At 69.6% G+C, this 23,987-nt stretch carries 18 protein-coding genes; 9 read left to right on the top strand and 9 right to left on the bottom strand.

Annotated features, from left to right (window positions below; genetic code table 11):
• Positions 1-10: 10 nt before the first annotated feature.
• From HF576_RS11500 to xylA, 3 genes are all read right to left on the bottom strand, one after another.
• Positions 11-325 (bottom strand): hypothetical protein, encoded by a 315-nt coding sequence (locus HF576_RS11500; protein ID WP_205835179.1) that lies wholly within the window; start codon positions 323-325, stop codon positions 11-13.
• A 113-nt stretch (positions 326-438) separates the two neighbouring features.
• A complete protein-coding gene (gene xylB / locus HF576_RS11505) occupies positions 439-1,743 on the bottom strand; it encodes a xylulokinase (protein ID WP_168912962.1) in 1,305 nt (434 codons plus the stop codon).
• Positions 1,744-1,891: 148 nt separating this feature from the next.
• The gene (gene xylA, locus HF576_RS11510; protein ID WP_168912963.1) at positions 1,892-3,079 is read right to left on the bottom strand and encodes a xylose isomerase; all 1,188 of its coding nucleotides are present in this window, start codon (positions 3,077-3,079) and stop codon (positions 1,892-1,894) included.
• A gap of 167 nt (positions 3,080-3,246) precedes the next feature.
• On the opposite strand from xylA, the gene HF576_RS11515 reads away from it, so the two are divergent.
• Positions 3,247-5,166 carry a glycoside hydrolase gene (locus HF576_RS11515; RefSeq protein ID WP_168912964.1) on the top strand — a complete coding sequence of 640 codons (1,920 nt, stop codon included), beginning with the start codon at positions 3,247-3,249 and terminating at the stop codon, positions 5,164-5,166.
• A gap of 72 nt (positions 5,167-5,238) precedes the next feature.
• Positions 5,239-6,351 (top strand): COG1361 family protein, encoded by a 1,113-nt coding sequence (locus HF576_RS11520; protein ID WP_168912965.1) that lies wholly within the window; start codon positions 5,239-5,241, stop codon positions 6,349-6,351.
• An 82-nt stretch (positions 6,352-6,433) separates the two neighbouring features.
• On the opposite strand, the gene HF576_RS11525 is transcribed toward HF576_RS11520, so the two are convergent.
• Positions 6,434-7,444 (bottom strand): substrate-binding domain-containing protein, encoded by a 1,011-nt coding sequence (locus HF576_RS11525; RefSeq protein ID WP_168912966.1) that lies wholly within the window; start codon positions 7,442-7,444, stop codon positions 6,434-6,436.
• Positions 7,445-7,588: 144 nt separating this feature from the next.
• On the opposite strand from HF576_RS11525, the gene uxaC reads away from it, so the two are divergent.
• The 3 genes from uxaC to HF576_RS11540 are packed head-to-tail and all read left to right on the top strand — an operon-like array spanning position 7,589 to position 12,309.
• Positions 7,589-9,067, top strand: a complete 1,479-nt coding sequence (uxaC, locus tag HF576_RS11530; RefSeq protein WP_168912967.1) for a glucuronate isomerase — start codon at positions 7,589-7,591, stop codon at positions 9,065-9,067.
• Complete coding sequence (manD, locus tag HF576_RS11535; RefSeq protein WP_168912968.1) at positions 9,064-10,308, top strand: D-mannonate dehydratase ManD; 1,245 nt, start codon at positions 9,064-9,066, stop codon at positions 10,306-10,308. Before uxaC ends, manD (HF576_RS11535) begins: the two co-directional genes overlap by 4 nt.
• A 36-nt stretch (positions 10,309-10,344) precedes the next feature.
• Complete coding sequence (locus HF576_RS11540; RefSeq protein ID WP_205835180.1) at positions 10,345-12,309, top strand: alpha-glucuronidase; 1,965 nt, start codon at positions 10,345-10,347, stop codon at positions 12,307-12,309.
• 174 nt (positions 12,310-12,483) lie between these two features.
• Here HF576_RS11540 and HF576_RS11545 read toward each other — a convergent pair whose 3' ends face one another.
• The 5 genes from HF576_RS11545 to HF576_RS11565 all read right to left on the bottom strand — a co-directional run bounded on the left by HF576_RS11545 (position 12,484) and on the right by HF576_RS11565 (position 19,089).
• Positions 12,484-13,272 (bottom strand): DUF624 domain-containing protein, encoded by a 789-nt coding sequence (locus HF576_RS11545; protein WP_168912970.1) that lies wholly within the window; start codon positions 13,270-13,272, stop codon positions 12,484-12,486.
• Positions 13,269-15,281, bottom strand: a complete 2,013-nt coding sequence (locus HF576_RS11550) for a beta-galactosidase (protein ID WP_240948870.1) — start codon at positions 15,279-15,281, stop codon at positions 13,269-13,271. Before HF576_RS11550 ends, HF576_RS11545 begins: the two co-directional genes overlap by 4 nt.
• Positions 15,282-15,381: 100 nt before the next feature.
• Complete coding sequence (locus HF576_RS11555; RefSeq protein WP_240948871.1) at positions 15,382-17,064, bottom strand: ABC transporter substrate-binding protein; 1,683 nt, start codon at positions 17,062-17,064, stop codon at positions 15,382-15,384.
• Between the two features lie 52 nt (positions 17,065-17,116).
• A complete protein-coding gene (locus tag HF576_RS11560) occupies positions 17,117-18,004 on the bottom strand; it encodes a carbohydrate ABC transporter permease (protein ID WP_425522994.1) in 888 nt (295 codons plus the stop codon).
• Between the two features lie 56 nt (positions 18,005-18,060).
• Entirely contained in the window at positions 18,061-19,089 is a 1,029-nt protein-coding gene (locus HF576_RS11565; protein ID WP_168912972.1) for an ABC transporter permease, read from the bottom strand.
• A 192-nt stretch (positions 19,090-19,281) separates the two neighbouring features.
• Between HF576_RS11565 and HF576_RS11570 the strand changes: the two genes are divergently transcribed.
• From HF576_RS11570 to HF576_RS11585, 4 genes are read left to right on the top strand one after another with little or no spacing between them, the layout of a single operon-like run.
• Positions 19,282-20,265, top strand: coding sequence for an acetylxylan esterase (locus HF576_RS11570; protein WP_343234250.1), 984 nt, complete (start codon positions 19,282-19,284; stop codon positions 20,263-20,265).
• Entirely contained in the window at positions 20,262-21,584 is a 1,323-nt protein-coding gene (locus HF576_RS11575; RefSeq protein WP_168912974.1) for a mannitol dehydrogenase family protein, read from the top strand. The genes HF576_RS11570 and HF576_RS11575 overlap by 4 nt, the downstream gene beginning before the upstream one ends.
• Positions 21,585-21,635: 51 nt before the next feature.
• Positions 21,636-22,874, top strand: coding sequence for a D-mannonate dehydratase ManD (gene manD, locus HF576_RS11580; protein WP_168912975.1), 1,239 nt, complete (start codon positions 21,636-21,638; stop codon positions 22,872-22,874).
• A 47-nt stretch (positions 22,875-22,921) separates the two neighbouring features.
• Positions 22,922-23,929, top strand: coding sequence for a LacI family DNA-binding transcriptional regulator (locus HF576_RS11585; protein WP_168912976.1), 1,008 nt, complete (start codon positions 22,922-22,924; stop codon positions 23,927-23,929).
• Positions 23,930-23,987: the final 58 nt, after the last annotated feature.

Raw genomic sequence — 23,987 nt, forward strand, 5'->3', positions numbered from 1 at the left:
ATGCTATCGGCTATCGGCGGCGGTCGTCAGTGCCCTGACCGTCACCCGTGTAGCCGGCGGATCGCGTCCGACGGCGCACCACGGTGAAGAGCCCCAGCATCACGCCCATCGACACCAGGTAGAACCCGTGGAGTACCCAGATCGGACCCCATGGAAGGCTCAGGACATAGAACGTGTACACGACGTTCCCCATGTTGCCCACGACCAACGCAGTCCCGCTGTACGAGCGGAGATCGCGCGTGCGGACGGCCTTGACGACCATCGGCAGGTTCGCCGCCGCGAACAGCACCGTGGAGGCCGCGCCCGCGACCATGGGGAGGTCCATGACACCGACGGTAGGCGCGACGGCGCGGGCGGGCATCGGCTGATCCATGCATCTTGCGGCGCGGTCTGCATGGTTCGACCCATGAGCGCCGGCCGTGGGTGGCCGCTGCCGCGTCAGGCGGAGAGGACGGATGCCGCCTGCCGGGCGGCGCCCAGCGCGACGTACTCTCCCGGCTCGGGCACCTTGACGGCGAGCCCGAGAACGAGCGGCGCGATCTGCCGCACCGCCTCGGACTGCGCGCCTCCGCCGATGAGGAGCGCGCGCTCGAGCGGCACGCCGAGCCCGCGCAGGGCCTCGAGGCCGGCCGCCAGGCCGGAGAGCATGCCCTCGACCGCGGCGCGCGCGAGGTTCTCGCGGGTCGTCGAGGCCAGCGTCATGCCCGTGAGCGATGCGGTCGCGTCGGGCAGGTTCGGGGTGCGCTCGCCCTCGAAGTACGGCACGAGCGTCAGGCCGCCGGCGCCGGGAGCGGTGTCGAGCGCCAGACGCGACAGCTCGGCGTGGTCCACGCCGAGCACGCGCGCGATCGCGTCGAGCACCCGCGCGGCGTTGAGGGTCGCGACGAGCGGCAGGAACCGGCCGGTGCAATCCGCGAAGCCTGCGACCGTACCGGTCGGGTCGATGGTCCGTTCCTCACTGACGGCGAACACGGTGCCCGAGGTTCCGATCGACACGACGACGTCCCCCGGCCCGGCACCGAGCCCGAGGGCTGCGCCCGCGTTGTCGCCGGCACCTCCGCCGACTCGCCGGCCGTCAGCATCCGTCACCCACTCCTCGGGTCCGAGCACCCGCGGCAGCACCGCGTCATGGCCGAGCGCGGCGCCGAGCAGCTCGCGGTCGTAGCCGCCCGTCGCGGGGTCCCAGTAGCCGGTGCCCGAGGCATCCGACCGGTCCGTCACGAGCTCGTCGAGCACCGGCCCTCGCGGCGACTCACCGGCGGGACCGAACCCGCGCAGCCGCCACGTCAGCCAGTCGTGCGGCAGCGCGACCGCGGCCACCCGGGCCGCGTTGTCGGGCTCGTGGTCACGCAGCCAGCGCAGCTTGGTGATGGTGAAGGATGCCACGGGCACGAGTCCCGTCCGCCGCGCGAGGTCCTCGGCGCCGAACTCGGTGGTGAGGTCGGCGGCGGCCTGGGCGGAACGCGTGTCGTTCCACAGCAGCGCGTCGCGGATCACCCGGCCCTCGGCGTCGAGCACGACCATGCCGTGCTGCTGCCCGCCGATGGCCCACGCCTCGACCGCGTCGAGTCCGCCGGCATCCACGATCGCTGCCTGCAGCGCCTGCCACCACGCCTCGGGATCGACCGAGGTGCCGTCGGGGTGCGCCGCACGTCCGGTGCGCACGACCGTGCCGGACGCCGTATCCGTGATGACGACCTTGCACGACTGCGTCGACGAGTCGACGCCCATCACGAGGCTCACGTGCTCTCCTATCGTTCGGCCCACCACCCACCATCACCCGTGAGACGTCACCTGACTGCCGAGACCGTGGGGGTCACCCAGAGTCTCAGCAGCCAGATGAAGTCTCACCGCCCGGGAAGGGCGCGGGGGAGGTGGATGCGAGGGGGTATCAGCGGGCGCCGAGCAGGTGCTCGGTCGCGAGCTGCTGCAGGCGCACGAAGCCGAAGCCCTTGCCGCCGAGGTACGCGTTCGCGTCGAAGTCCTCGTAGGCGGAGCGGTCGGCGAGGAAGTCGTCGTACGACTCACCCGGGTTGAGCGTGGGCACCGAGAGCTCGTCGACCTTCGCGGCGGCGAGCGCCTCCTGGACCTCGGGGTCGGCGCGGAAGGCCGCGGCGCGCTCCTTGAGCAGCAGGTAGGTGCTCATGTTCGCCGCCGCCGACTCCCACACGCCCTTCTCGTCCTCGGTGCGCGAGGGCTTGTAGTCGAAGTGACGCGGGCCCTCGTATGCGGGCACGCCACCGGGGCCGCCGTTCTCGAGCAGGTCGACCAGCGCGAACGCGTTGTGCAGGTCGCCGTGGCCGAACACGAGGTCCTGGTCGTACTTGATGCCGCGCTGGCCGTTCAGATCGATGTGGAAGAGCTTGCCGTGGTACAGCGCCTGCGCGATGCCGGCGGCGAAGTTGAGGCCCGCCATCTGCTCGTGTCCGACCTCGGGGTTCAGGCCGACCAGCTCGGGACGCTCGAGCGAGTCGATGAACGCGATCGCGTGACCCAGGGTCGGCAGCAGGATGTCGCCGCGGGGCTCGTTCGGCTTGGGCTCGATGGCGAAGCGGATGTCGTAGCCCTTGTCGGTGACGTAGTCGCCGAGCAGGTTGACGGCCTCGCGGTAGCGCTCGAGCGCGGCACGGATGTCCTTGGCCGAGTCGTACTCAGCACCCTCGCGGCCACCCCACATGACGAAGGTCTTCGCGCCGAGCTCGGCGCCGAGGTCGAGCTGGCGGAAGACCTTGCGCAGCGCGTAGCGGCGCACGTCACGGTCGTTGGAGGTGAAGCCGCCGTCCTTGAAGACGGGGGCGGAGAAGAGGTTGGTCGTCACCATCGGCACGATCAGGCCGGTGTCGGCCAGCGCGCCCTTCAGGCGATCGATCTGGTTCTGGCGCTCGGCGTCGCTCGAGCCGAACGCGAACAGGTCGTCGTCGTGGAACGTGAGTCCGTAGGCGCCGAGCTCGGCGAGCTTCTCGACGACGTGCACGACGTCGAGAGCGTTGCGGGTCGGCCCGCCGAACGGGTCGGTGCCGTTGTAGCCGACGGTCCAGAGGCCGAACGAGAACTTGTCGGCGGGAGTGGGGGTGGGCATGGCGCTCCTTCGCGGGGAATTGTTGCTGAAGACAACCTATACCACATCGGTCGCTACGGCTACTCCCGGTGCGACCGCTTGACGCTCACGTGGGTTCAGCCCTAGGTTAACGTTTACATCGGCCGCGATAACGTTTACATCGGTCGAGCAGATTCGAGGGAGAAGCTGTGAGAAGAACACTGTCGTTATTCGCGGCCGCGAGTCTGGTGGGTGCCGGCTTCGCCGCCGCACCGGCCGCCGCGGCCACCACCACCGGAATCGATCTGCAGCCTGAGAACACGCAGCAGACGATCGACGGCTTCGGCTACTCCGCGGCCTTTCAGCGCACGCACCGGCTGAACCTGCTGTCGGACGAGAAGAAGGCCGAGGCCACAGAGCTGCTGCTCGGCGACAGCGGCGTCGATCCGTCGATCCTCCGCCTCGGTATCGGCGGTCAGTCGACCCCGCCGTACGACTGGATGCTCTCCATCCAGCCGACCGATCCCGGCGGCCCCGAAGCGGAGCCGAACTACCAGTGGGACGGCTATGACAACGGCCAGGTGTGGTTCGCCCAGGCCGCCGAGGCCGCGGGGGTCGAGTACATCTACGGCAACGCCTGGACTGCGCCGGGCTACATGAAGACGAACAACAGCCCCGCCAACGGCGGCACGCTGTGCGGCCTGTCGGGGACCACGTGCGCCAGCGGCGACTGGACCGACGCATATGCCGATTATCTCGTCGCGTGGGCGGACTTCTACAAGCAGGAGGGCGTCGACATCGACGGGATCGCCTTCGCGAACGAGCCCGATTACACCTCGACGTACGAGTCCATGCGGCTCACGCCCGCGCAGGCGGCGGAATTCACCAAGACGCTCGGGCCGGTGGCGGATGCCGCGGGCTACGACGTGCTGTGCTGCGAGTCGTTCGGCTGGAACCAGGGCAAGAACTACCACAGCGCGATCCTCGAAGACGCCGAAGCCGCCCAGTGGATCGACGTCCTCACCGCGCATTCGTACGCGAGCCGGTCCGATACCCCGTTCGAGACCGACAAGTCCCTGTGGATGTCGGAGTGGGCGGCCTCGGTCGCAGGCCTCACGCAGTTCAATGCGAACTGGGACGGTGCTCCGGCCGCCGGCTCCGACGGCATACGTCTGGTCGATCACATGATGGACTCGCTCACGCTCGGCGGCGCCACGGGCTACCTCTGGTGGCTGGGCGTCAGCCAAGGCGGCTCGGGCTCACTCATGGTCGTGGACGTCGAGAACGACACGTACACCGTGGGTGCCCGGTTGTGGGGCATGGCGGCGTTCAGCAGGTTCGTGCGCCCGGAATCGGTTCGCTTCGACGCCGTCCACGCCCTCGCGGACGTCAAGGTCGCGGCGTTCGACAACGCGGACGGGACGCGGGTCGTACAGCTGCTGAACAACGGCACGACTGCCGTCAGCACCGACATCGACCTCGACAGGCAGCCCACCGCGTACCTCAACGACCAGACGCACCACCTCGAGGCGGTCGACGGAATCGCCACGACCGCCGACGGCGTCACCGCGCTGCAACTGCCCGCGCGCTCGCTGGTCACCCTGGTGCTCGAGCCCGATGCGCCGTCCGGCGAAGGCATCCCGGTCGAAGCCACCGTCCCCGAATCGACCGAGCCGGGTTCGCTCGCGATGACCGTCGCCGATTTCGGCGAGGGAGTGACCCTCGCCGAAGCCGCCAACGCCGGCGACCGGTTGCGCTTCGAGGGCGGCCTGCCCGAGGTGAGCGTGACCGATTCGCGCAACGCCGATCAGGCGGGCGCCGGCGGGTGGGCCGTCTCCGGACAGTCCAGTGACTTCACGGCCGGCGACGTCGTCCTCGGCGCCGAGCACTTGGGCTGGACCCCGAAGGTGCTCGACGCGAGACCGGGCGTGACCGCGGGTGCGAGCGTGTCGACCACGCTCGGCGCCGGGCCGGGCCTCGCGGATCCGGCCTCGCTCGCTTCAGCCGGCAGCGAGGGGCGCTTCGGCTCGACCGCCATGTCGGCGGACCTCTTCCTCGAGGTCCCCGTCGACACGACGCCCGGAACGTACCGGGGAACCGTCACCGTCTCGCTCTTCCCCGTCGACTGAGTCGACCGTGGGGCGTGGCCGCGCACGCGGTCACGCCCCACCATCCCCCACCTTCCCTCCTCCGGAGGCATCATGCCGTCCCCCACTCTCTTCACGGCCGCACTCACGGCTGCGCTCGCATTCGCGGTTCCGCCCGCAGGCGCGGTCGCCGCGGATGCTGCCGGAACGACTCGCGACTCGGCGTACGCCGTGTCTGCGGAGACGGCCGACCCGTCCGCCGGCGCCACGACGTGGACACTCGAACCCGCGTCGGCGGACGGGCCGGACGGCCGGGTCTCACTGCGGCATGTGATCGATCCCGGCTCGATCGTCGAGGATCACGTCACCGTGACGAACTTCAGCGCCGAGCCCGCCGTCTTCGCCCTGTACGCGAGCGACGGCGTCATCTCTCCCACCGGCGACTTCGACCTGCTGCCGCCGGGCGCCATGCCCGTCGACGGGGGCTCGTGGATCTCGATCGGCGCGGTCGAGGGGGCGACGCCACGGGACGGCGGCCTCGCGCTCGAGCTGCCGGCCGGAGGCTCTGCGACCGTTCCACTCACGATCACCGTTCCCGAGGACGCGCTGCCCGGCGATCATCCGGCCGGGGTCGTCGCGGAGCTGACGCAGGATGACGGCGGCGCCGTGCGCCTGACGAGCCGAGTGGGCGTGCGCGCGCACCTCCGGGTCGCGGGCGACGTCGTCGCCTCGCTCCAGCCCGACGAGGTCTCGGCCACCTGGATCCCGTCGTGGAACCCCTTCGCCCCGGGATCGGTCGAGGTGACGTTCTCGATCACCAATGACGGCAACGTGCGACTCGGAGCCGACTCAGCCGTCTCACTCACCGGACCCTTCGGACTGGCGCCCGCCGAAGCCACCACGACCTCGCGAGAAGTACTCCCCCGCCAGGAGATGCTCACGACGGTGACGGTGCCCGCCTGGCCGCTCGTCCTCGGCACGGGATCGGTGGACCTCGCGCCGCTCGTCGTCGGCGAGGACGAGATCACCGCGCCCGCTGCCGCCTCGGCATCGTTCACGGTCTGGACGATCCCGTGGGTCCAGCTCGCTCTGATCATCCTGCTGGTGGGCGGCTTCCTGCTGCTTCGGCTCGCGCGCCGGCGCTCCGCCGCCCGCGTCCAGGCCCGCATCGACGCCGCCGTCGCGGCGGCGCGGACCACGGAACAGCAAGCCGTGGCGGCGAACTGACGGCGCGGTCAGACGGCTGCCCGCCTCCTGCCCCGCGGCTCGGAGTCCGCGCCCGGGCGGACCCGGCCCCGCGGTACCGCCGTCAGCCCCGGTCCGCGTCGGCGGGGGGTGCGGTCGAGTCCCGCACAGCGAGGCGCGGCGTGACCACGCGGTGGAGCCCTGCCTCGGCCGGCTCGTGATGATCGATCCGCTCGAGCAGGAGCTCGACGGCGAGCTCGCCGCACTCGGTGAGATCGGCGCCGACGCTCGTGAGGCGCGGCGACGACAATTCCGCCACGAAGGTGTTGTCGAAGCCCATGAGACTCACGTCGCCGGGGACGCGGATGCCGGTCTCGGACCATCGCGCGAGAAGCCCGAGGGCGACGAGGTCGTTGTAGGCGATGACGGCTGTCGCGCCGCTGTCGCGCGCGGCCGCCGCCGCCGCGCGGCCGCCGTCGACGTCGGGCGCGAAGGATCCCACGTCGATCAGCGTGACGCCGTCGAGCTCGGCCGCGGCCTCGCGGGTGCCGTGGGCACGACGACCCTGCGACCACGAGCGCTCGGGTCCGCCGACGTACGCGATGCGGCGGTGCCCGAGTTCATACAGGTGGCCGACCGCGGTACGAGCGCCCGACCGCTCGTCGATGGTGACCGTGGGTGCGGTCACCCCCAGCTCACTGAGGTCGCGGTTGATCAGGACGCAGGTGGTCGTGCTCATGATCTCGGCGAGCCGATCGTCGGGAAGCCGTGAGGACGCAAGGATGATGCCGTCGATCTGCGAGCGCAGAGCGGCGATCTCTTCGGCCTCGACCTCGGCGAGCTCGGTGGTGTCGACGACGACGAGTCCGTAGCCTCGCTCACGGGATAGACCCTGCGCCCCCTTGGTGAGCGAGGAGAAGTACGGGTTGACGATGTCGGGCACGACCAGGGCGATGACGCCGGTGCGGCCGCGGCGAAGGCTGCTCGCCGCCCGATTCGGCCGGTACCCCAAGTCGCGGACAGCGGCCAGGACTCGATCGCGGGTGTCTTCCGACACGCGATGCGGCTCGCGCAGCGCGCGCGATACGGTCGCGATCGACACGCCGGAGCGAGCGGCGACATCATGTACGGTCACCAACCTGTGCGCCACCTTGCTGCTCGGAGGAGATCATTCTCCCGCAGATCATGTGGAAGAACACCGACGGAAACATGTCGTACCGCCGGAACCACAATAACGTTTACAGTGGAGTAAGAACGTTTACATCGAAGGAGCACGCCGATGACGGTCCCCCCTGCGGTCGAGGTGCCGCGCACCTGGGCGCTGCACCCCGATCGCGCGCTCCCCTCCGACCCGGGGGTACGCGATGTGGCCCGCGAGATCCTGCGAACCACCCAGCATCTCCCGATCGTCTCGATGCACGGGCACGTGGACGCGGCCATGCTCGCCGACGACGAACAGTTCCCCGACCCTGCGGCCCTGCTCGTGACACCCGACCACTACCTGGTGCGGATGCTGGTCTCACAGGCGACGGCACCGGGACCCATCCGCGACGCGGGCGTGCACACGGTCGCCGACCTCGGCGTCGGACCGGGCGCCGAGGCCGACCCACGCGAGATCTGGCGGCGATTCTGCGCCGGCTGGGGGGCGTTCCGCGCCACGCCGACGCGGTTCTGGCTCGAACATGTGCTCATCGACGTGTTCGAGGCGCCCGCGCCGCCGTCGACCGAGACTGCCGACCTGCTGTTCGACCACCTCTCCGAGCGTCTCGCGCAGCCCGAGTACCGGCCGCGCGCCCTGTTCGAGCGCTTCGGCATCGAGGTGCTCGCGACGACCGATCCCGCCACCTCGTCGCTCGACGCCCATGCGCGTCTCGCGGCCGACGGCTGGGCCGGGCGCGTCATCCCGACCTTCCGTCCCGATCCCTTGCTCGAGCCGGCGCGCGCCGACTGGGCGTCCCTGCTGCCGGCACTCGGTGAGTCCAGCGGCGTGGACGCAGGCCACTACGACGGCTTCCTCGACGCGCTGCGCGAGCGCCGGCGAGCCTTCGTCCGCGCCGGCGCGCGGGCGACCGACCACGGCCACCTGCGCCCCGATACGACCCCGCTCGCCGACGCCAACGCGAGGCGCCTGTTCGACGACGCGCGGCGCGGCGAGATCGGCTCGGCCGCGGCGGCCGCGTTCACCGCTCACATGCTGTTCCAGATGGCCGAGATGTCGGCCGAAGACGGCCTCGTGATGCAACTGCACCCGGGCGTCGTCCGCGATCACGACCGCGGGGCGGCAGCGCGCTACGGGCACGACATCGGCTACGACATCCCGATCGCCACGGAATTCACCCGGGCGCTGCGCCCCGCTCTCGAGGCGTTCGGACATCACCCCAACTTCCGCATGGTGGTGTTCACGGTCGACGAGACGGTGTACTCCCGCGAACTCGCCCCGCTGGCCGGTGCGTACCCGGGACTGCGCCTGGGGGCGCCGTGGTGGTTCCTGGACTCGCCCGACGCGATGCGCCGGTTCCGCGAGGCCACGACCGACACGGCCGGCTTCCGCAACACCAGCGGGTTCGTCGACGACACCCGGGCGTTCTGCTCGATTCCGGCGCGACACGATCTGTCGAGGCGAGCGGATGCCGGATACCTCGCGCGCCTCGTGGCCGAACACCGGCTCGAGATGGATGAGGCGCTCGACACCGCGGCGGACCTCGCCTACCGGCTCGCGCGCGACAGCTACCCGGCGCCTGCCGGTGCCGCCGCATGACCGCGCTCACCACCACCGCCACGAGCATCCGGTCGGCCGAGGTGCTGGTCTCGAGCCCGTCGCGCAACTTCGTCACGGTGCGCATCACGACAGAGGACGGCGTCGTCGGGCTCGGCGACGCGACGCTCAACGGTCGTGAGCTGGCGGTGGCGTCGTACCTGCGCGACCACGTCGCCCCGCTCCTCGTCGGCCGCGACGCGCACCGCATCGAAGACACCTGGCAGCTGCTCTACCGCTCGGCGTACTGGCGGCGCGGGCCCGTCACGATGTCGGCCATCGCGGCCGTCGACATGGCCCTGTGGGACATCAAGGCCAGGCTCGCCGGTGTACCGCTCTACCAGCTGCTCGGCGGCGCCTCGCGCAGCGGCGCCCTGGTCTATGCGCACGCGTCGGGCAGCGACCTCGCGTCGCTCGGCGACTCCGTCCGTGCCCGGCTCGAGGAGGGCCACCGAGCCATCCGGCTGCAGGTCGCGGTTCCCGGGATGGGCGCGATGTACGGCGTGGCCGCGGCGGTCGCGGGGCGCTATGCGTACGAGCCGGCGAAGCGGGCCGGGCTCGCGGTCGAGGAGGGCTGGGACTCCGCGCGATACATGCGGCATCTGCCCGGCGTCTTCGAGTGGGCGCGCGCCGAGTTCGGGCCCGAGGTGCTGCTCCTGCACGACGCGCACCACCGGCTGACGCCGATCCAGGCGGCGCGGCTGGGGCGCGATCTCGAGCCGTACGACCTCTTCTGGCTCGAGGACTGCACGCCGGTCGAGAACCAGGAGTCGCTGCGACTCGTCCGCCGGCACACCACCACACCGCTCGCGATCGGCGAGGTGCTGAACTCGGTGTGGGACTTCCGGACGCTGATCCAGGAGCAGCTCATCGATTTCGTCCGCGCGTCGGTCACCCACGCCGGCGGCATCACGGGCCTGCGCCGCATCTTCGACTTCGCCGCGCTCTACGACATCCGCTCCGGCAGCCACGGCCCGACCGACATCTCGCCCGTCGGCATGGCCGCCGCACTCCACCTCGACCTCGCGATCCACAACTTCGGCATCCAGGAGTACATGGAGCACCAGCCGCTCGCCGGCGAGGTGTTCCGCACCTCGTACTCCTTCGCCGACGCGATGCTGCATCCCGGCGATCAGCCGGGACTCGGCGTCGACTACGACGACGTCGCGGCCGAGCGATTCCCCTATGAGCCCGCGTACCTGCCGACGGCGCGGCTCGCCGATGGAACCGTCCATGACTGGTGAGAGATGCCGGCGGACGGCATCCCCGAAGGAGAAGACATGACCGTGCACCCGATGTGGCTCCCCGACGACCTCGCCGACCGCGAGGGCGCGGGCCTCCGTGGCCGTTCGATCGCGATCACCGGCGAGGGCGACCTCTTCGAGACGGTGCGACGGGATGCCGCGGCCCTCGGCCTGCGGCTTGTCGATGTCGCCGGGGCTGACGGCGCCGACGTCGTCGTCGAGCCGGCCGACGCGGCCGACGCACTCGGACCGGAGTCCTTCGCCCTGACGCGAGGAACCGACCGCACGGTCGTCCGCTACGGCGGAGCATCCGGGGCGCTCTACGGATGGTTCCAGCTCCTGCGCGAGGCGGTCCAGGCACAGCCGCACCGCGGCCTCGGAACCACCCGGCACGAGCCCGCGCACGAGCTGCGCATGCTCGACCACTGGGACAACGTCGCCGTGCATCCGGTGATGGGTCAGGTCGAACGCGGGTACGCGGGCGGGTCGATCTTCTACGACGACGGCCGGCTGCGCGACGACCTCACCCGGGTCGAGCGTTACGCGCGACTGCTCGCCTCGATCGGGATCAACCGGGTCGCGATCAACAACGTCAACGTCCACGCGCGCGAGGCGCGGTTGCTCACCGACGATCTGCCCGGAGTCGCTCGGTTGGCCGGCGTCTTCCGGGGCTGGGGAATCCGCACGCATCTGTCGGTGAGCTTCGCTGCGCCCCTGACGCTCGGCGGCCTCGGCACCTCCGACCCTCTCGACGAGGCGGTGCAGGAGTGGTGGGCTGAGACGGCTGATCGCGTATACGCCACGATCCCGGACTTCGGCGGTTTCGTCGTCAAGGCCGATTCGGAAGGGCAGCCCGGTCCCTTCGCCTACGGCCGCAGCCACGCGGAGGGCGCGAACATGCTCGCCCGCGCGCTCGCGCCGCGCGGCGGCATGGTGCACTGGCGAGCGTTCGTCTACAACCACCGGCAGGACTGGCGCGATCGCTCGACCGATCGCGCGCGTGCCGCCTACGACCACTTCGCCCCGCTCGACGGCCATTTCGACGACAACGTCGTCGTGCAGGTGAAGTACGGGCCGCTCGACTTCCAGGCGCGGGAGCCGGTCTCGCCCGTGATCCCGGCGATGCGCGCCACCCGTGTGGCGCTCGAGCTGCAGGTCACGCAGGAGTACACCGGGCATCAGCTCCACGCCGTGTACCTCGCCCCGCAGTGGCGCGAGATCCTCGACTTCCGGCCGTTCGGCGACGACGGGCCACGACTGGCCGAGATCGTCCGCGGCGGGATCGTCGCGGTGTCCAACGTGGGCGACGACGAGTTCTGGACCGGGCATCCGCTCGCCCAGGCGAACCTGTACGCCTACGGCCGTCTCGCGTGGGATCCGTCACTGGATCCCGCGGCGATCCTCGACGAATGGATCGCGCTCACCTTCGGCATGGACGAACGCGTGCGCGACGGCATCCATTCGATCCTCGACGAATCGTGGCGCACGTACGAGTCGTACACCGCGCCGCTCGGCGTCGGCTTCATGGTGTCGCCGCAGGGGCACTACGGTCCCGCGGTCGACGGCTACGAGTACTCGCCGTGGGGCACGTACCACTTCGCCGACCGCGACGGCATCGGAGTCGACCGCACGGTCGCGACGGGCACGGGCTACGCAGGACAGTACCCGTCGCCGTGGCGCGAGTCGTACGAGTCGCTCGAGACCGTGCCCGACGAGCTGCTGCTGTTCTTCCACCATGTGCCGTACACCCATCGCCTCCACAGCGGATCGACGGTCGTCCAGCACATCTACGACACGCACTTCGCCGGTGTCGAGGCCGTCGAGAAGCTCCCCGCCGTGTGGGCCGCACTCGAGGGACGGATGGATGCCGCGCTCCACGCCCGCGTGAGCGACCGACTCGCCGAACAGCGACGGTCGGCCGTCGAGTGGCGCGATCAGATCAACACGTACTTCTGGCGCAAGTCCGGCATCCCGGACGAACGCGGCCGGACGATCTACTGAGCTCGGCGGAGGCTCGCGCCCCCGCCGAGGCATCCGTCATCGCCCTGGTGCGAGAAACCACACGGCGGTTGACAAACCACACGGAGGTTCAGAAACCGTCCCCCGCGTGGTGTCTCAACCTCTCCGTGGTTTCTCAACCTCGCGTCGGGGTCGAGGAGCGGGGGCCATCGAGCGTCAGCTCTCGTCGGGCGCGCTCCCGTCGGGGGCGACGAAGCGCGTGGTGATGTCGGCGATCATCGGCCGCGCGACCACCCGCGCGAATGCGGCGAAGAAGACACCGAGCAGAGCGAGCACCCAGTCCGACGAGAACGCGACGATCGCCGTCGCGAGCACGAGATACGACAGCGTGCCGAGGGTGACGAGGGGCTTGGCGGCCAGGTAGTACAGCGCGAGGCGGGCCGTGTCGCGGGCGCGGAAGCGGAAGTGCGACGCGATGACGACGCCGTTCGCCGACCACAGCGCGACGACCACGAGCAGCACGACCGACGCGCCGATGAAGAACCCGTCGATGCCGGCCACTCCCCCGAAGGCGACGTTCATGCCGAGGATCGTCGCGACGGCGAGCGCGGGGATCCACACGAAGAGCACATCGCGCACGTTGCCGAGGTACGCCCGCCAGAAGCGGGGCCACACCGAGAGCTCTTCGTCGCGCCCGCGTGCCGCCATCGCCGACATCGCCGCCGAGAAGGCCGGCCCCACCGGCAGCAGGCACAGTGCGTAGAGGGGGATGTTCGACGGCGCCCGCTCCAGCAGCAGAATGCCGACGAAGCCCGGCGCGGCGGCGAGGAGGAAGCAGATCTCGACGATCACGTACCAGTAGATGACGCCCGTGACTCGTCCGAACAGCTCCCGGCGCGGGTCGGGCGCGCCCCGATCGCCTGTCATCGGCGCCGGCCGTCGTGCATGTCGTTCGGCATCGAAGTCCATCCTGCCCGGTGCGAGGTCGCGTGTCGCCTTCGTCATCGCGCCTCGACGACCAGCACATCCGCCGGACCGAGCTCGAGCGCGTCCCCCTCGCCGATCGTGCGGCCGGTGAGGATGTCGACGCCCGCGAAGGGGGAATCGACCGCAACAGGCACAGCGGCATGGTTCAGGACGAATTCGTACCGGCGTCCGTCCACCTCGCGAGTGGTGTGCTCGAGGTCGCGCACGTCGGCGAACGGCCCCACCAGTCCGTGGCGCTCGAGCACGCGGCGCACCACCCAGTCCACGCCGTCCTGGTCGAGGCACGTGGCGACGTACCAGCCTTCGCCTTCGCCGAACGCGTTGCGCGTCACGGCGGAAGTTCCGGCATAGAAGTCCTCGGTGTAGGCGCCGACCGCGGTCGCACCCCGCAGCTGCACGACGTCGAACAGGTGGGACGCCGCCACCGTGCGCTCGGCGCCGCCCGGCATCGCCAGCACGACGGGCTGCGAGTGGTCGGGCGGGAGCGAGTCCGTCTCGTCCACGCGGATGCCCGTCAGGTCGCCGAGCGGGCCCGGGACGTCCATGAGGAAGGCGTTGTCGTCCTCGTCGACGCGGCCCGACATGACGGTGGTGAGCACGGTGCCGCCGCGACGTGCGACGTCCTCCAAGCGTGTCGCCGTGTCGCCCTTGAGCATGTGCAGGAAGGGCGCCACCACGACGTCATAGGCCGAGAGGTCCGCGGTGACCGGCACGACATCGACCACCGCTCCCGCCTGCCACAGCGCTTCGTAGTACGACACCACCTGCGCCTCGTACTTGGCGGCACGGCTGAAGCCGTCCGAGATCTCGAGCGCCCACCACGAGTCCCAGTCGAACAGCAGCGCCACCCTCGCGGGCGTCCGTGCGTTCAACAGGCGGTCTCCGACCGTCTCGAGCTCGGCTCCGAGCGCGGCGACCTCGAGGAAGGCGCGCGTGTCGGTGCGCCCCGCGTGATTGAGGATCGCGCCGTGATACTTCTCGGACGCGCCCTTGCTGTGTCGCATCTGGAAGAACAGCACCGAGTCCGAGCCGTGCGCGACGGCCTGCCACGACCACAGCCGCATCACGCCGGGCCGCTTGACCGGGTTGAAGTCACGGGTCGCCGTCATGGTCGGCGTCTGCTCCATGAGCCAGAACGGCTGGCCGTCCTTGAGACCGCGCATGAGCGAGTGACTGAGCGCCATGCGAGAGACCGGAGAGCCGTCGGTGGGGTAGTTGTCCCACGACGCGAAATCCAGGTGCGGAGCCCAGCGGTGATAGTCGAGGTGGCGGTAGATCGCCATCATGTTCGTGGTCGCCGGAAGGTCGGAGTGGGCGCGGATCGCGTCCTTCTCCTCAAGGAAGGTACGCAGGATGTTGTCTGTGTTGAACCGGTGATAATCGAGCGTGATGCCCTGGAACGCGGTGTGGTTGGGGCCGCGCCAGTGCTCCGAGAGCATGTTGGGCGGCACGATCTGCTCCCAATCGGAGAACCGGTGCGACCAGAACGTCGTGTTCCAGGCGTCGTTGAGGCGATCGAGGGTGCCGTACCTCGCCTGCAGCCACAGCCGGAACTCGGCCGCGCAGTTCTCGCAGTAGCAGAGGCCGCCATACTCGTTGTTGATGTGCCATGCGACCACGGCGGGATGGTCTGCGAATCGCTCGGCGATCCGGCCCGCGACGGCCGCCGCCAGGCGCCGGTAGTCCGGCGAGCTCGCGCAGGCGTTGTGGCGCACCCCGAACAGGTGCCGCCTTCCTTCGAAGTCCGTGCGGCAGACATCGGGATGCCGCTGCGCCAGCCACGGCGGAACAGCCGCGGTCCCGGTGGCCAGGCAGACCTTGCGACCTTCGGCGTGTGCGCGATCGAGGATGCGCTGCAGCGTCCCGAAGTCGTAGGTCTCTTCGTCGGGCTGCGTGAGAGCCCACGTGAAGACGCCTACGGTCAGCAGGTCGATCCCGGCGAGATCGAACGCCCGGTAGTCGGCATCCCACACCCCCTCGTCCCACTGCTCGGGGTTGTAATCCCCGCCGAAGGGGATCTTGCTCATCACGGGAAGGGACATCGAAGCTGCTCCAGAAGGGGATCATGACGGATGCCGCAGCCCCGAGCCTCAGGCGGAGACTCGGTGCCGCGGCATCCGTCGGGTGTCAGTTGTTGTTCTCTTCGTACCGCTGGCGGGCCTCATTGACGATGTCGATGTAGGCGCCCATGTTGAGCCCTTCGAGCTCGGCGACGTACGCGTCCCACTCGTCCAGCGAGCGCTGGCCGAGGATGAACTGCGCGGTGTTCTGCCACACGTGGTCCTTCAGGGCCGACTGGTACAGCGAGACCTGCTCCCGCTCGACCTCGCTGAGCGGGGCGGGCGGCGGCAGCTCGAGCACCTCCTTGGTCGACATCTTGTCGAGGAACTCCAGCGTCTCGTCGCGCAGCATCGACCGGTCGAGCTCGAGTGTCGAGCCGTGGGCCAGGGTCCACACGCCGTTGGAGAAGCCGTAGTCGGCCTGCAGGTTCTCGGGTGCGCCGGCGTTCAGCCCCATCGCAGTGATGTTCTCGTTGAGAGTGCGCTTGCCCGAGTCGTCCTTCGTATAGGTCTCACCCTCGACACCCCACTTGGCGAACTCGAGACCCTCGTCCGAGTAGTACAGCCAGTCCAGGAACTGCAGCAGGGCCAGGAAGTTCTCGGACTCGGCGACCTCGCTCGAGAGCATGAACCCGCTGATGAGGCGCTGGCCGTACTGGAAGTTGTCGCCGGCGGGACCGGCGGGCACCCGGATCATGGCCATCTCGGCATCCGTGCCCAGCTCCTCGACCGTCGTGCGGTAGCGGACGATCTCCTGATCGTTCGTGCCGATCGACAGCGCCTGCCCCGAGGCGAACTTCTGGATCGCCTGGTCGTCGTCCTGCGTCACGGCCTCCGGGTCGAGCAGGCCTTCCTCGACGAGCGAGGCGTAGAACTCGACGAGGTCGCGGTACTCGTCAGTCGCACCGGTGTACTCGAACTCACCGTCCTTGTGGGTCAGCCCCTCGCCGAAACCCCATCCGGCCTGTGTGCCGAAGTTGGGCGCCACGAAGGTGAGCGTCCCCTCGAGCGGCCCGTTGGCCGACCAGCGATCGGTCATGGGGTACAGGTCGGGGTAGGCCTCCTTGACGGTGCGCAGCTGCTCGCGGAACTCGTCGAACGTCTCGGGCTCGAGGCTGAGGCCGAGCTCTTCCCAGATGTCGCTGCGGACCGCGAACGAGTACTCCGCGCGAGGCTCCTCGCGGAAACCGGGGAACAGGTAGAACTTGCCGTCTTCCTGGCGGAGCTGGTCGAGGTCGGCCTCCATGTCCCATTTCTCGACCTTGTCCATGAAGTTCGGCATGTACTGCACGAAGTCGCTCGCCGGCAGGATCGCGCCGCCCGAGACGAACGACACCTCCTGGCCGGGATAGGTGACGGAGATGATGTCGGGCGCGTCGCCGGCGCCGATCACGAGCGACTTGCGCTGATCCCACTCCGACAGCGGCGCGCTGACGAAGTCGAAGGTGACATTCTGGTTCGCCTCCAGCTCCTGCAGCATGAGCCAGTCCTCATCGAGGGGATAGTTGGGGTGATCGCGGTAGAAGAGTCCGAACTCGACGGGCTCGGTGGCGCTGAACGTGTCGCCGACCCCGTAGTCCTCCATCGCGCCGACGTCCTTGCCGGTGAAGTCGAACTCGGTCGCCTCGCCTTCGGTCTCGCCGCTCGGCGAGTCGCAGCCGCTGAGGACGAGAGCGCCCGCCGCGAGCAGCGCACCGGCGAGCATCACGCCGCGTCGCGTGCGGCCGATCGCTCGGATCTGCTGTGCCATCAGATTTCCTTTCTTAGGGGGGTCGAGAGGACGCGTCCCGCGGGCCCGCCGGTCATTGCTTGACCGAGCCGAGCATCACGCCGGAGACGAAGTACTTCTGGATGAAGGGGTAGAGGCAGATGATCGGCAGCACCGTGAGGAGCATCGTGACCGCCTTGACGTTCGAGGCGACTTGGGCGGAGTCGCCCGACCCGCTGCCGGCGCCGAGCGCCTCTGTGCCGGTCGCTGCCGCCAGGAGATTCCTCAGGTAGACCGTCACGGGGTACAGCTGCGCGTCGTCCATATAGAGGAACGCGGCGAACCAGGAGTTCCAGAACGAGACCGCGTAGAAGAGCACCATGGTCGCGATCACCGCCTTGCTCAGCGGCAGCACGATCTTCCACAGGATGCCGTAGGTGCTGAGGCCGTCGATCGCGGCCGCTTCTTCGAGGTCTGTCGGGAAGTTCTCGAAGAACGCCTTCATGACCAGCAGGTTGAACACGCTGATCGCGTTCGGGATGACGATGGCCCAGATGGTGTTCTTGAAGCCGAGCGTGTTGATCAGGATGTAGTTGGGGATCAGTCCGCCGTTGAAGAACATCGTGAAGACCGCGACGCCGATGAAGAAGGCGCGCCCCTTGAGGTGCCGCTTCGACAGCGCGTAGGCGAAGGTCGTGGTCAGCACCATCGCGATCGCGGTCGCGACGACCGTGTAGACGACGGTGTTGCCGTAGTTGCGCCAGAACAGCGGATCGCCCATCACGTAGCTGAAGGTCGTGACGTTGAACCCCTGCGGGATCAGGTTGACCTGGCCGGAGCGGATGTACGCCTCGGAGCTGAACGCCTGCGCCACCACGTTGAGGAACGGGTAGAGCGTGATGAAGCAGATGACCACGATGAGCGCCGCGTTGATGGCCCGGAACACCGTGTAGCTGCGGGAGTCGCGGATGCCGCCCTGCATCGCGGGCCGGAAGATGCGGTCGGCAGCCTTCCGGGGCACGGTGCGCATGCTCTCGGTCACCACAGGCTCGTCCCCACGACTCGACGCGAGATCGCGTTCGCACTCAGGATCAGGGTCAGACCGATGACCGCTTCGAAGAGGCCGATCGCGGTCGCATAGGAGAAGTTGCTGGAGATGATGCCCACCCGGTAGAGGTATGTCGAGATGACGTCGGCGGTCGGATACAGGAGCGGGTTGTAGAGCAGCAGGATCTTCTCGAACCCGACCGCCATGAACGTCCCGATGTTGAGGATCAGCAGCACGACCATCGTGGGACGGATGCCCGGAAGCGTGACGTGCCAGATCTGCCGCCACCTGCTGGCACCGTCGATGCGCGCCGCCTCGTAGAGCTGGGGATCGATCGTGGTGAGTGCGGCGAGGTAGAGGATCGTGCCCCAGCCGACGGTCTGCCAGATCTCGGAGCTCACGTAGATCGTGGGGAACCACTGCGGCAACTGCATGAACGGGATCGCCTCGCCGCCGAAGAACTCGATCCCTTGGTTGATCGATCCGCGCAGGGCGGTGAGCTGGAGGACCATTCCCGCGACGATGACGATCGACATGAAATGCGGCAGGTACGAGATCGACTGCACGAGACGCTTGAAGCGGTATGAGCGCAGCTCGTTGAACATCAGCGCCAGGATGATCGGCAGCGGGAAGACGATCACGAGCGCGAGACCGCCGAGGACCAGCGTGTTGGTGAACGCCCGCCAGAACGTCGGGTCGTTGATGAAGAGCTCGACGTAGCGCAGGCCGACCCATTCGTCGCCGAACATGCTGCCGCCCGGCCGGAATCGGCGGAACGCGATCACGTTGCCGGCCATCGGGACGTAGCGGAAGATCAGGAGGAAGACCAGCGGCAGGATGAGCAGGGTGTACAGGCGCCAGTCGCGGCGAAGCGCCTTACGCCACGTCAGCTTGGTCGTCGAGCGCTCTTTGAGCGGCCGCCGCGGTCGACGGCCGCCGGGCCCCGCCCGCCGCTCCTCGTCTTTTTCCGTGCGCAGTTCCACCGCCTCTGCGGTGACGACGCTGTTGTCGATGGACATGCGCTCCCTTGCGTTCTGATGCCTCTGATCCGGCTCGATCTGCGGCCGAAACTTTCGCCTCGGCCCTCGATACGGGTTGACGCTAACTCGCGATTGGGCGAATGTCAACGTTTTCATTGTATCGTTTGAGGCGGTGCGACGCCCACCCATGACGGCGGCGGGCATGACGGCACCGAACGGATGGTGAACTGCGTGGCCCGCTTCGACCTCGCCCCCGCGGCGCTCGAGACGTACCGCCCCGACGTCGACGAGCCCTCGGATTTCGACGCGTTCTGGCAGTCGACGATCGCCCGCGCGCGTGACGTCGACAGCGCCGTCGTGCGCGTCCCCGAGCGTTCCCCGCTCGCACTCGTCGACGTGGACGACGTCACGTTCCCGGGCTTCGCCGGCGACCCCGTCCGCGCGTGGCTCGTCCTGCCACGGCACCTGCCGCGCCCGCTGCCCGCGGTCGTCGAATTCGTCGGATACGGTCGCGGCCGCGGGCTCGCGCTGGAGCGCCTGCACTGGCCTGCCGCGGGCTTCGCGCAGCTCATCGTCGACACGCGCGGGCAGGGCGGTCAGTGGGGAACCGGTGGCGACACCCCTGACCCGCACGGGGCCGGGCCGGCGGCATCCGGATTCCTCACCCGCGGCATCGAGGACCCCGCCGCGTACTACTACCGGCGGGTGTTCACCGACGCCGTCCGCGCCGTGGACGCGATCCGCTCGTTCCCCGAGGTGGACCCCGACCGGGTCGCCGTCACGGGCAACAGTCAGGGCGGGGCGATCGCGATCGCCGCCGCGGGACTGTCGCAAGGGCTGATCGGCGCCCTGCCTTCCGCGCCCATCCTGTGCCACGTGCGCCGGGCCATCGGCCTGACCGACGCCGACCCCCACTCCGAGGTGACGCGGTATCTGTCCGTGCACCGTGGCGCCGAGCGCCGGGTCTTCGAGACCCTGTCGTACTTCGACGGGGTCAACTTCGCCAGGCGTGCGGCCGCACCGGCCCTGTTCGGCGCGGGGCACATGGACACGATCTCGCCGCCGTCGACCGTGTACGCCGCGGCCAACCACTGGGCGGGAGGCGCCGAGACGGCCGCCTATCCGTGGAACGGCCACGAAGGCGGCGAGGGCCGCCACCAGCTGCGGCAGCTGGAGTGGCTCGCCGCCCGCGTACAGGGAACGGTGCCGTCGTGACTCTGCAGACCGTTCCCCGCCTGACGCGCGCCGAGCTCGCGCGCGCCGGACGCATGACTGCCGCACCGCCGGTGCGCATCGTCCACCTCGGCGCCGGCGCCTTCCACCGCTCCCACCAGGCCTGGTTCACCGCCCACGCGACGGATGCCGCGGACTGGGGCATCGCTGCGTTCACCGGCCGGCGCGATACCGTCTCGCGGCAGCTCGCTCCCCAGGACGGCCTGTTCACCCTCATCGAGCGGGGTCCCGAGGCCGACCGCTTCGAGGTGATCCCGGCGATCGCCGAGGTGCGGCCGGCATCGGACTCCGCCCGGTTCGCGGCCCTCATGACCGCCGCCGCGACGGCGGTGGTCACCCTCACCGTCACCGAGGCCGGCTACCACCAGCGCCCCGACGGCGCACTGGATCTGGAGCATCCGGCCGTCATCGACGACATTCACGCGCTGCGTCACGGCCAGCCGGTCGGGACCCGCACCCCGACGGGCCGGCTGCTGGCCGGCCTGTCCGCCCGCGCACGCGCGGGGGCGCCGCCGCTGACCGTCGTGCCGTGCGACAACGTGCCCGCCAACGGCGAACGGCTGCGGGCCGCGCTTCACACGCTCGCGCAGCGCACCGGTCACGAGGCCGCGGTGGCGGCAACCGCGTTCGTGACGACGAGTGTCGACCGCATCACACCCCATACGACCGATGAGGATCGCCGCGCCGTCGCCGACGCGACGGGCTGGCGCGACGAGGGCGTCGTCGTCGCCGAGCCTTTCGCCGACTGGACGCTGTGCGGAGACTTCGCCGGCGAGCGGCCGGCGTGGGAGAGCGCCGGCGCACGATTCGTCTCCGACATCGAGCCGTACGAGCGACGCAAGCTGCTGCTGCTCAACGGCGGACACCTCGTCCTGGCGTTCGGGGGTCTGCTGCGGGGGCATGCGACCGTCGCCCAGGCGATGGCCGACGACCGGTGCCGCCGCGAGCTCGACGCGTTCTGGGACGAGGCCGCCCGCGCCGCCGGCCCGGTCGACACCCGCGACTACCGGACCGCCCTCGTGCGCCGCTTCGAGAACGGCCGCATCGAGCACCGGCTGACGCAGATCGCCGTCGACACCGTGACGAAGATCCGCATGCGCATCCTGCCCGTCCTCGCCCACGAGCGCACCGAGGGCCGGTCGGGTTCCGGCGCGCTGGCGGTGGTGCGCGCGTGGGCCGACAGCATCCGTTCCGCCCGCATCGATGGCGAGACGGATGCCGCAGCCGCGCTGGCACGGCTGCTCGACGGCGCCGACCCGGCCCTCGCGGCCGACATCGGCACGACGGCCATTCACCACTGACAGAGACGAGCCGGGGATCGATCCGCCGGCGCCCGACAACCGAGGAGAGCGATGCACATCGACAAGGCGGAAGTGATCGTCACGAGCCCGGACCGCAATTTCGTGACGCTCAGACTGACGACCGATGACGGGGTGACGGGGTTGGGTGATGCGACGCTGAATGGCCGGGAGTTGGCGGTGGTGTCGTATCTGCGGGACCATGTGGTGCCGTTGCTGATCGGGCGTGATGCGCACCGTATCGAGGACACCTGGCAGTTCCTGTATCGCAGTGCGTATTGGCGGCGTGGGCCGGTCACGATGGCCGCGATCGCGGCGGTGGACATGGCGCTGTGGGACATCAAGGGCAAGGCGGCCGGGATGCCGGTGTACCAGTTGCTGGGCGGCGCGTCCCGCAACGGTCTGCTCGCGTACGGGCATGCGTCGGGCCGTGATCTTCCCGAGCTGTTCGACAGCATCCGCTCGCACCAGGAGCAGGGGTATCGTGCCATCCGGGTGCAGACGGGGGTGCCGGGACTCACGTCGATCTACGGCATCGCGTCCAACGCGACCTACGAGGCCAACGCCGGTGTGCGGTACGACCACGAGCCCGCCCAGCGCGGCGCGCGTCCGGCGGAGGAGGACTGGGACACCCGGTCGTACCTGCGCCATGTCCCGACGGTGTTCGAGGCGGTCCGTGCCGAGTTCGGTCCCGAGATCCCGCTGCTGCACGACGCCCATCACCGGCTGACACCGATCCAGGCCGCGCAGCTGGGCAAGTCCGTCGAGCCGTTCGACCTGTTCTGGCTCGAGGACGTCACCCCGGCCGAGAACCAGGAGGCGTTGCGGCTGGTGCGCCAGCACACCACCACACCGCTGGCCATCGGCGAGATCTTCAACACGGTGTGGGACTACCAGCAGATCATCCGCGAGCAGCTCATCGACTACGTCCGCTCCGCGGTCACCCACACCGGCGGCATCTCGCACCTGAAGAAGGTGCTCGACTACGCCTCGCAGTACCAGATCAAATCCGGAATGCACGGCCCGACCGACATCTCGCCGGTGGGGATGGCCGCCGCGATGCACCTGGGACTGTCGATCCACAACTTCGGCATCCAGGAGTACATGCGCCACGGCGCCAAGACCGACGAGGTGTTCGAGCAGTCCTTCACCTGGCAGGACGGCTTCCTCCACCCCGGCGACCAACCCGGCCTCGGCGTCGAGCTGAACACCGACGAGGCCGGCCGGTATCCCTACGTGCAGGCTTACCTCCCCTACAACCGGCTCGCCGACGGCACTATCCACGATTGGTGACCACCCGCTGCGACCTCCGATAGTTTCGAGGATCTAGGATCGGCTCCATGGCAGACGGACAGCGGATCACGCTCGCCGAGATCGCGGCGGAGGCGGGCGTGTCGCTCGCCACGATGTCGAAGGTGCTCAACGGCCGCACGGACGTCGCCCCTGCGACGCGCGCCCGCCTCGAGGACCACCTCGCCCGCCACGGCTACAAGCGGCGCAACGTGGCGCAGCGCAGCGACTTCGTCGAGCTCGTCTTCCACGAGCTCGAGCCCAGCTGGTCGATGGAGGTCATCGAGGGCGTCGAGGAGGTCGCGCATGCCGCCGGCCTGTCGGTCGTCCTGACGGTGAGCGGGGACCGCCACGCTCCCTCGGCGGACTGGATCGACGGCGTCCTGCGCCGGCGACCCGTCGGCGTCGTGCTGGTCTTCTCCGACATCGAGCCGCGCTATCGCGAGAAGCTGCGGTCGCGCGGCATCCCGTTCGTCATCGTGGACCCCGCCGGCGACCCCTCACCGGATGTACCCTCGGTCGGGTCGGCGAACTGGTCGGGCGGACTCATGGCCACGCGTCACCTCATCGAGCTCGGCCACCGGCGCATCGCCGCCATCACCGGCCCCGAAGACATGATGTGCTCGCTCGCCCGCGTCGACGGCTACCGCTCGGCGATGAACGCCGCGGGGCTGCCGATCGATCCCGCACTCATCCGCTTCGGCGACTTCCATCCCGGAGGTGGCGAGCGTCGCGCCCGCGAGCTGCTGGCGCTCTCGGATCCGCCGACGGCGATCTTCGCCGGCAGTGATCTGCAGGCGCTCGGCGCGATCGCGGCCGGCGCGGCGGCGGGGCTGCGCGTGCCCGACGACCTGTCGGTCGTGGGGTACGACGACATCGCCCTGTCGCGCTGGATGAGCCCCCAGCTGACGACGATTCACCAGCCGCTGCGGCGCATGGGCGAGGAAGCCACGCGCCTCGCGCTGCGCCTCGCCGACGGTGCGACCGTCGAAACCCTGCGCATGGATCTTGCGACGCATCTGGTGGTGCGCGGCAGCACCGCTCCGCTCGCCGGCTGAGCAGCGGAGGCCATCTCGGGAGATCGTCCGAAACTTGCGGCTCAGTTTCGTAACGTTT

It is taken from the genome of Microbacterium salsuginis (assembly GCF_012524205.1).
In the GTDB taxonomy this organism is placed as follows: domain Bacteria; phylum Actinomycetota; class Actinomycetes; order Actinomycetales; family Microbacteriaceae; genus Microbacterium; species Microbacterium salsuginis.

What these genes read in the sequence shown, in the direction of transcription:
- HF576_RS11520 (WP_168912965.1), top strand. Translation starts at nt 5,239, where the DNA reads ATGCCGTCCCCCACTCTCTTCACGGCCGCACTCACGGCTGCGCTCGCA.
- HF576_RS11585 (WP_168912976.1), top strand. Translation starts at nt 22,922, where the DNA reads ATGGCAGACGGACAGCGGATCACGCTCGCCGAGATCGCGGCGGAGGCG.
- manD (WP_168912968.1), top strand. Translation starts at nt 9,064, where the DNA reads ATGACCGCGCTCACCACCACCGCCACGAGCATCCGGTCGGCCGAGGTG.
- HF576_RS11540 (WP_205835180.1), top strand. Translation starts at nt 10,345, where the DNA reads ATGACCGTGCACCCGATGTGGCTCCCCGACGACCTCGCCGACCGCGAG.
- xylA (WP_168912963.1), bottom strand. Translation starts at nt 3,079, where the DNA reads ATGCCCACCCCCACTCCCGCCGACAAGTTCTCGTTCGGCCTCTGGACC.
- HF576_RS11560 (WP_425522994.1), bottom strand. Translation starts at nt 18,004, where the DNA reads ATGCAGGGCGGCATCCGCGACTCCCGCAGCTACACGGTGTTCCGGGCC.
- HF576_RS11545 (WP_168912970.1), bottom strand. Translation starts at nt 13,272, where the DNA reads ATGACGAAGGCGACACGCGACCTCGCACCGGGCAGGATGGACTTCGAT.
- HF576_RS11565 (WP_168912972.1), bottom strand. Translation starts at nt 19,089, where the DNA reads ATGTCCATCGACAACAGCGTCGTCACCGCAGAGGCGGTGGAACTGCGC.
- HF576_RS11555 (WP_240948871.1), bottom strand. Translation starts at nt 17,064, where the DNA reads ATGGCACAGCAGATCCGAGCGATCGGCCGCACGCGACGCGGCGTGATG.
- uxaC (WP_168912967.1), top strand. Translation starts at nt 7,589, where the DNA reads ATGACGGTCCCCCCTGCGGTCGAGGTGCCGCGCACCTGGGCGCTGCAC.
- HF576_RS11550 (WP_240948870.1), bottom strand. Translation starts at nt 15,281, where the DNA reads ATGAGCAAGATCCCCTTCGGCGGGGATTACAACCCCGAGCAGTGGGAC.
- HF576_RS11500 (WP_205835179.1), bottom strand. Translation starts at nt 325, where the DNA reads ATGGACCTCCCCATGGTCGCGGGCGCGGCCTCCACGGTGCTGTTCGCG.
- manD (WP_168912975.1), top strand. Translation starts at nt 21,636, where the DNA reads ATGCACATCGACAAGGCGGAAGTGATCGTCACGAGCCCGGACCGCAAT.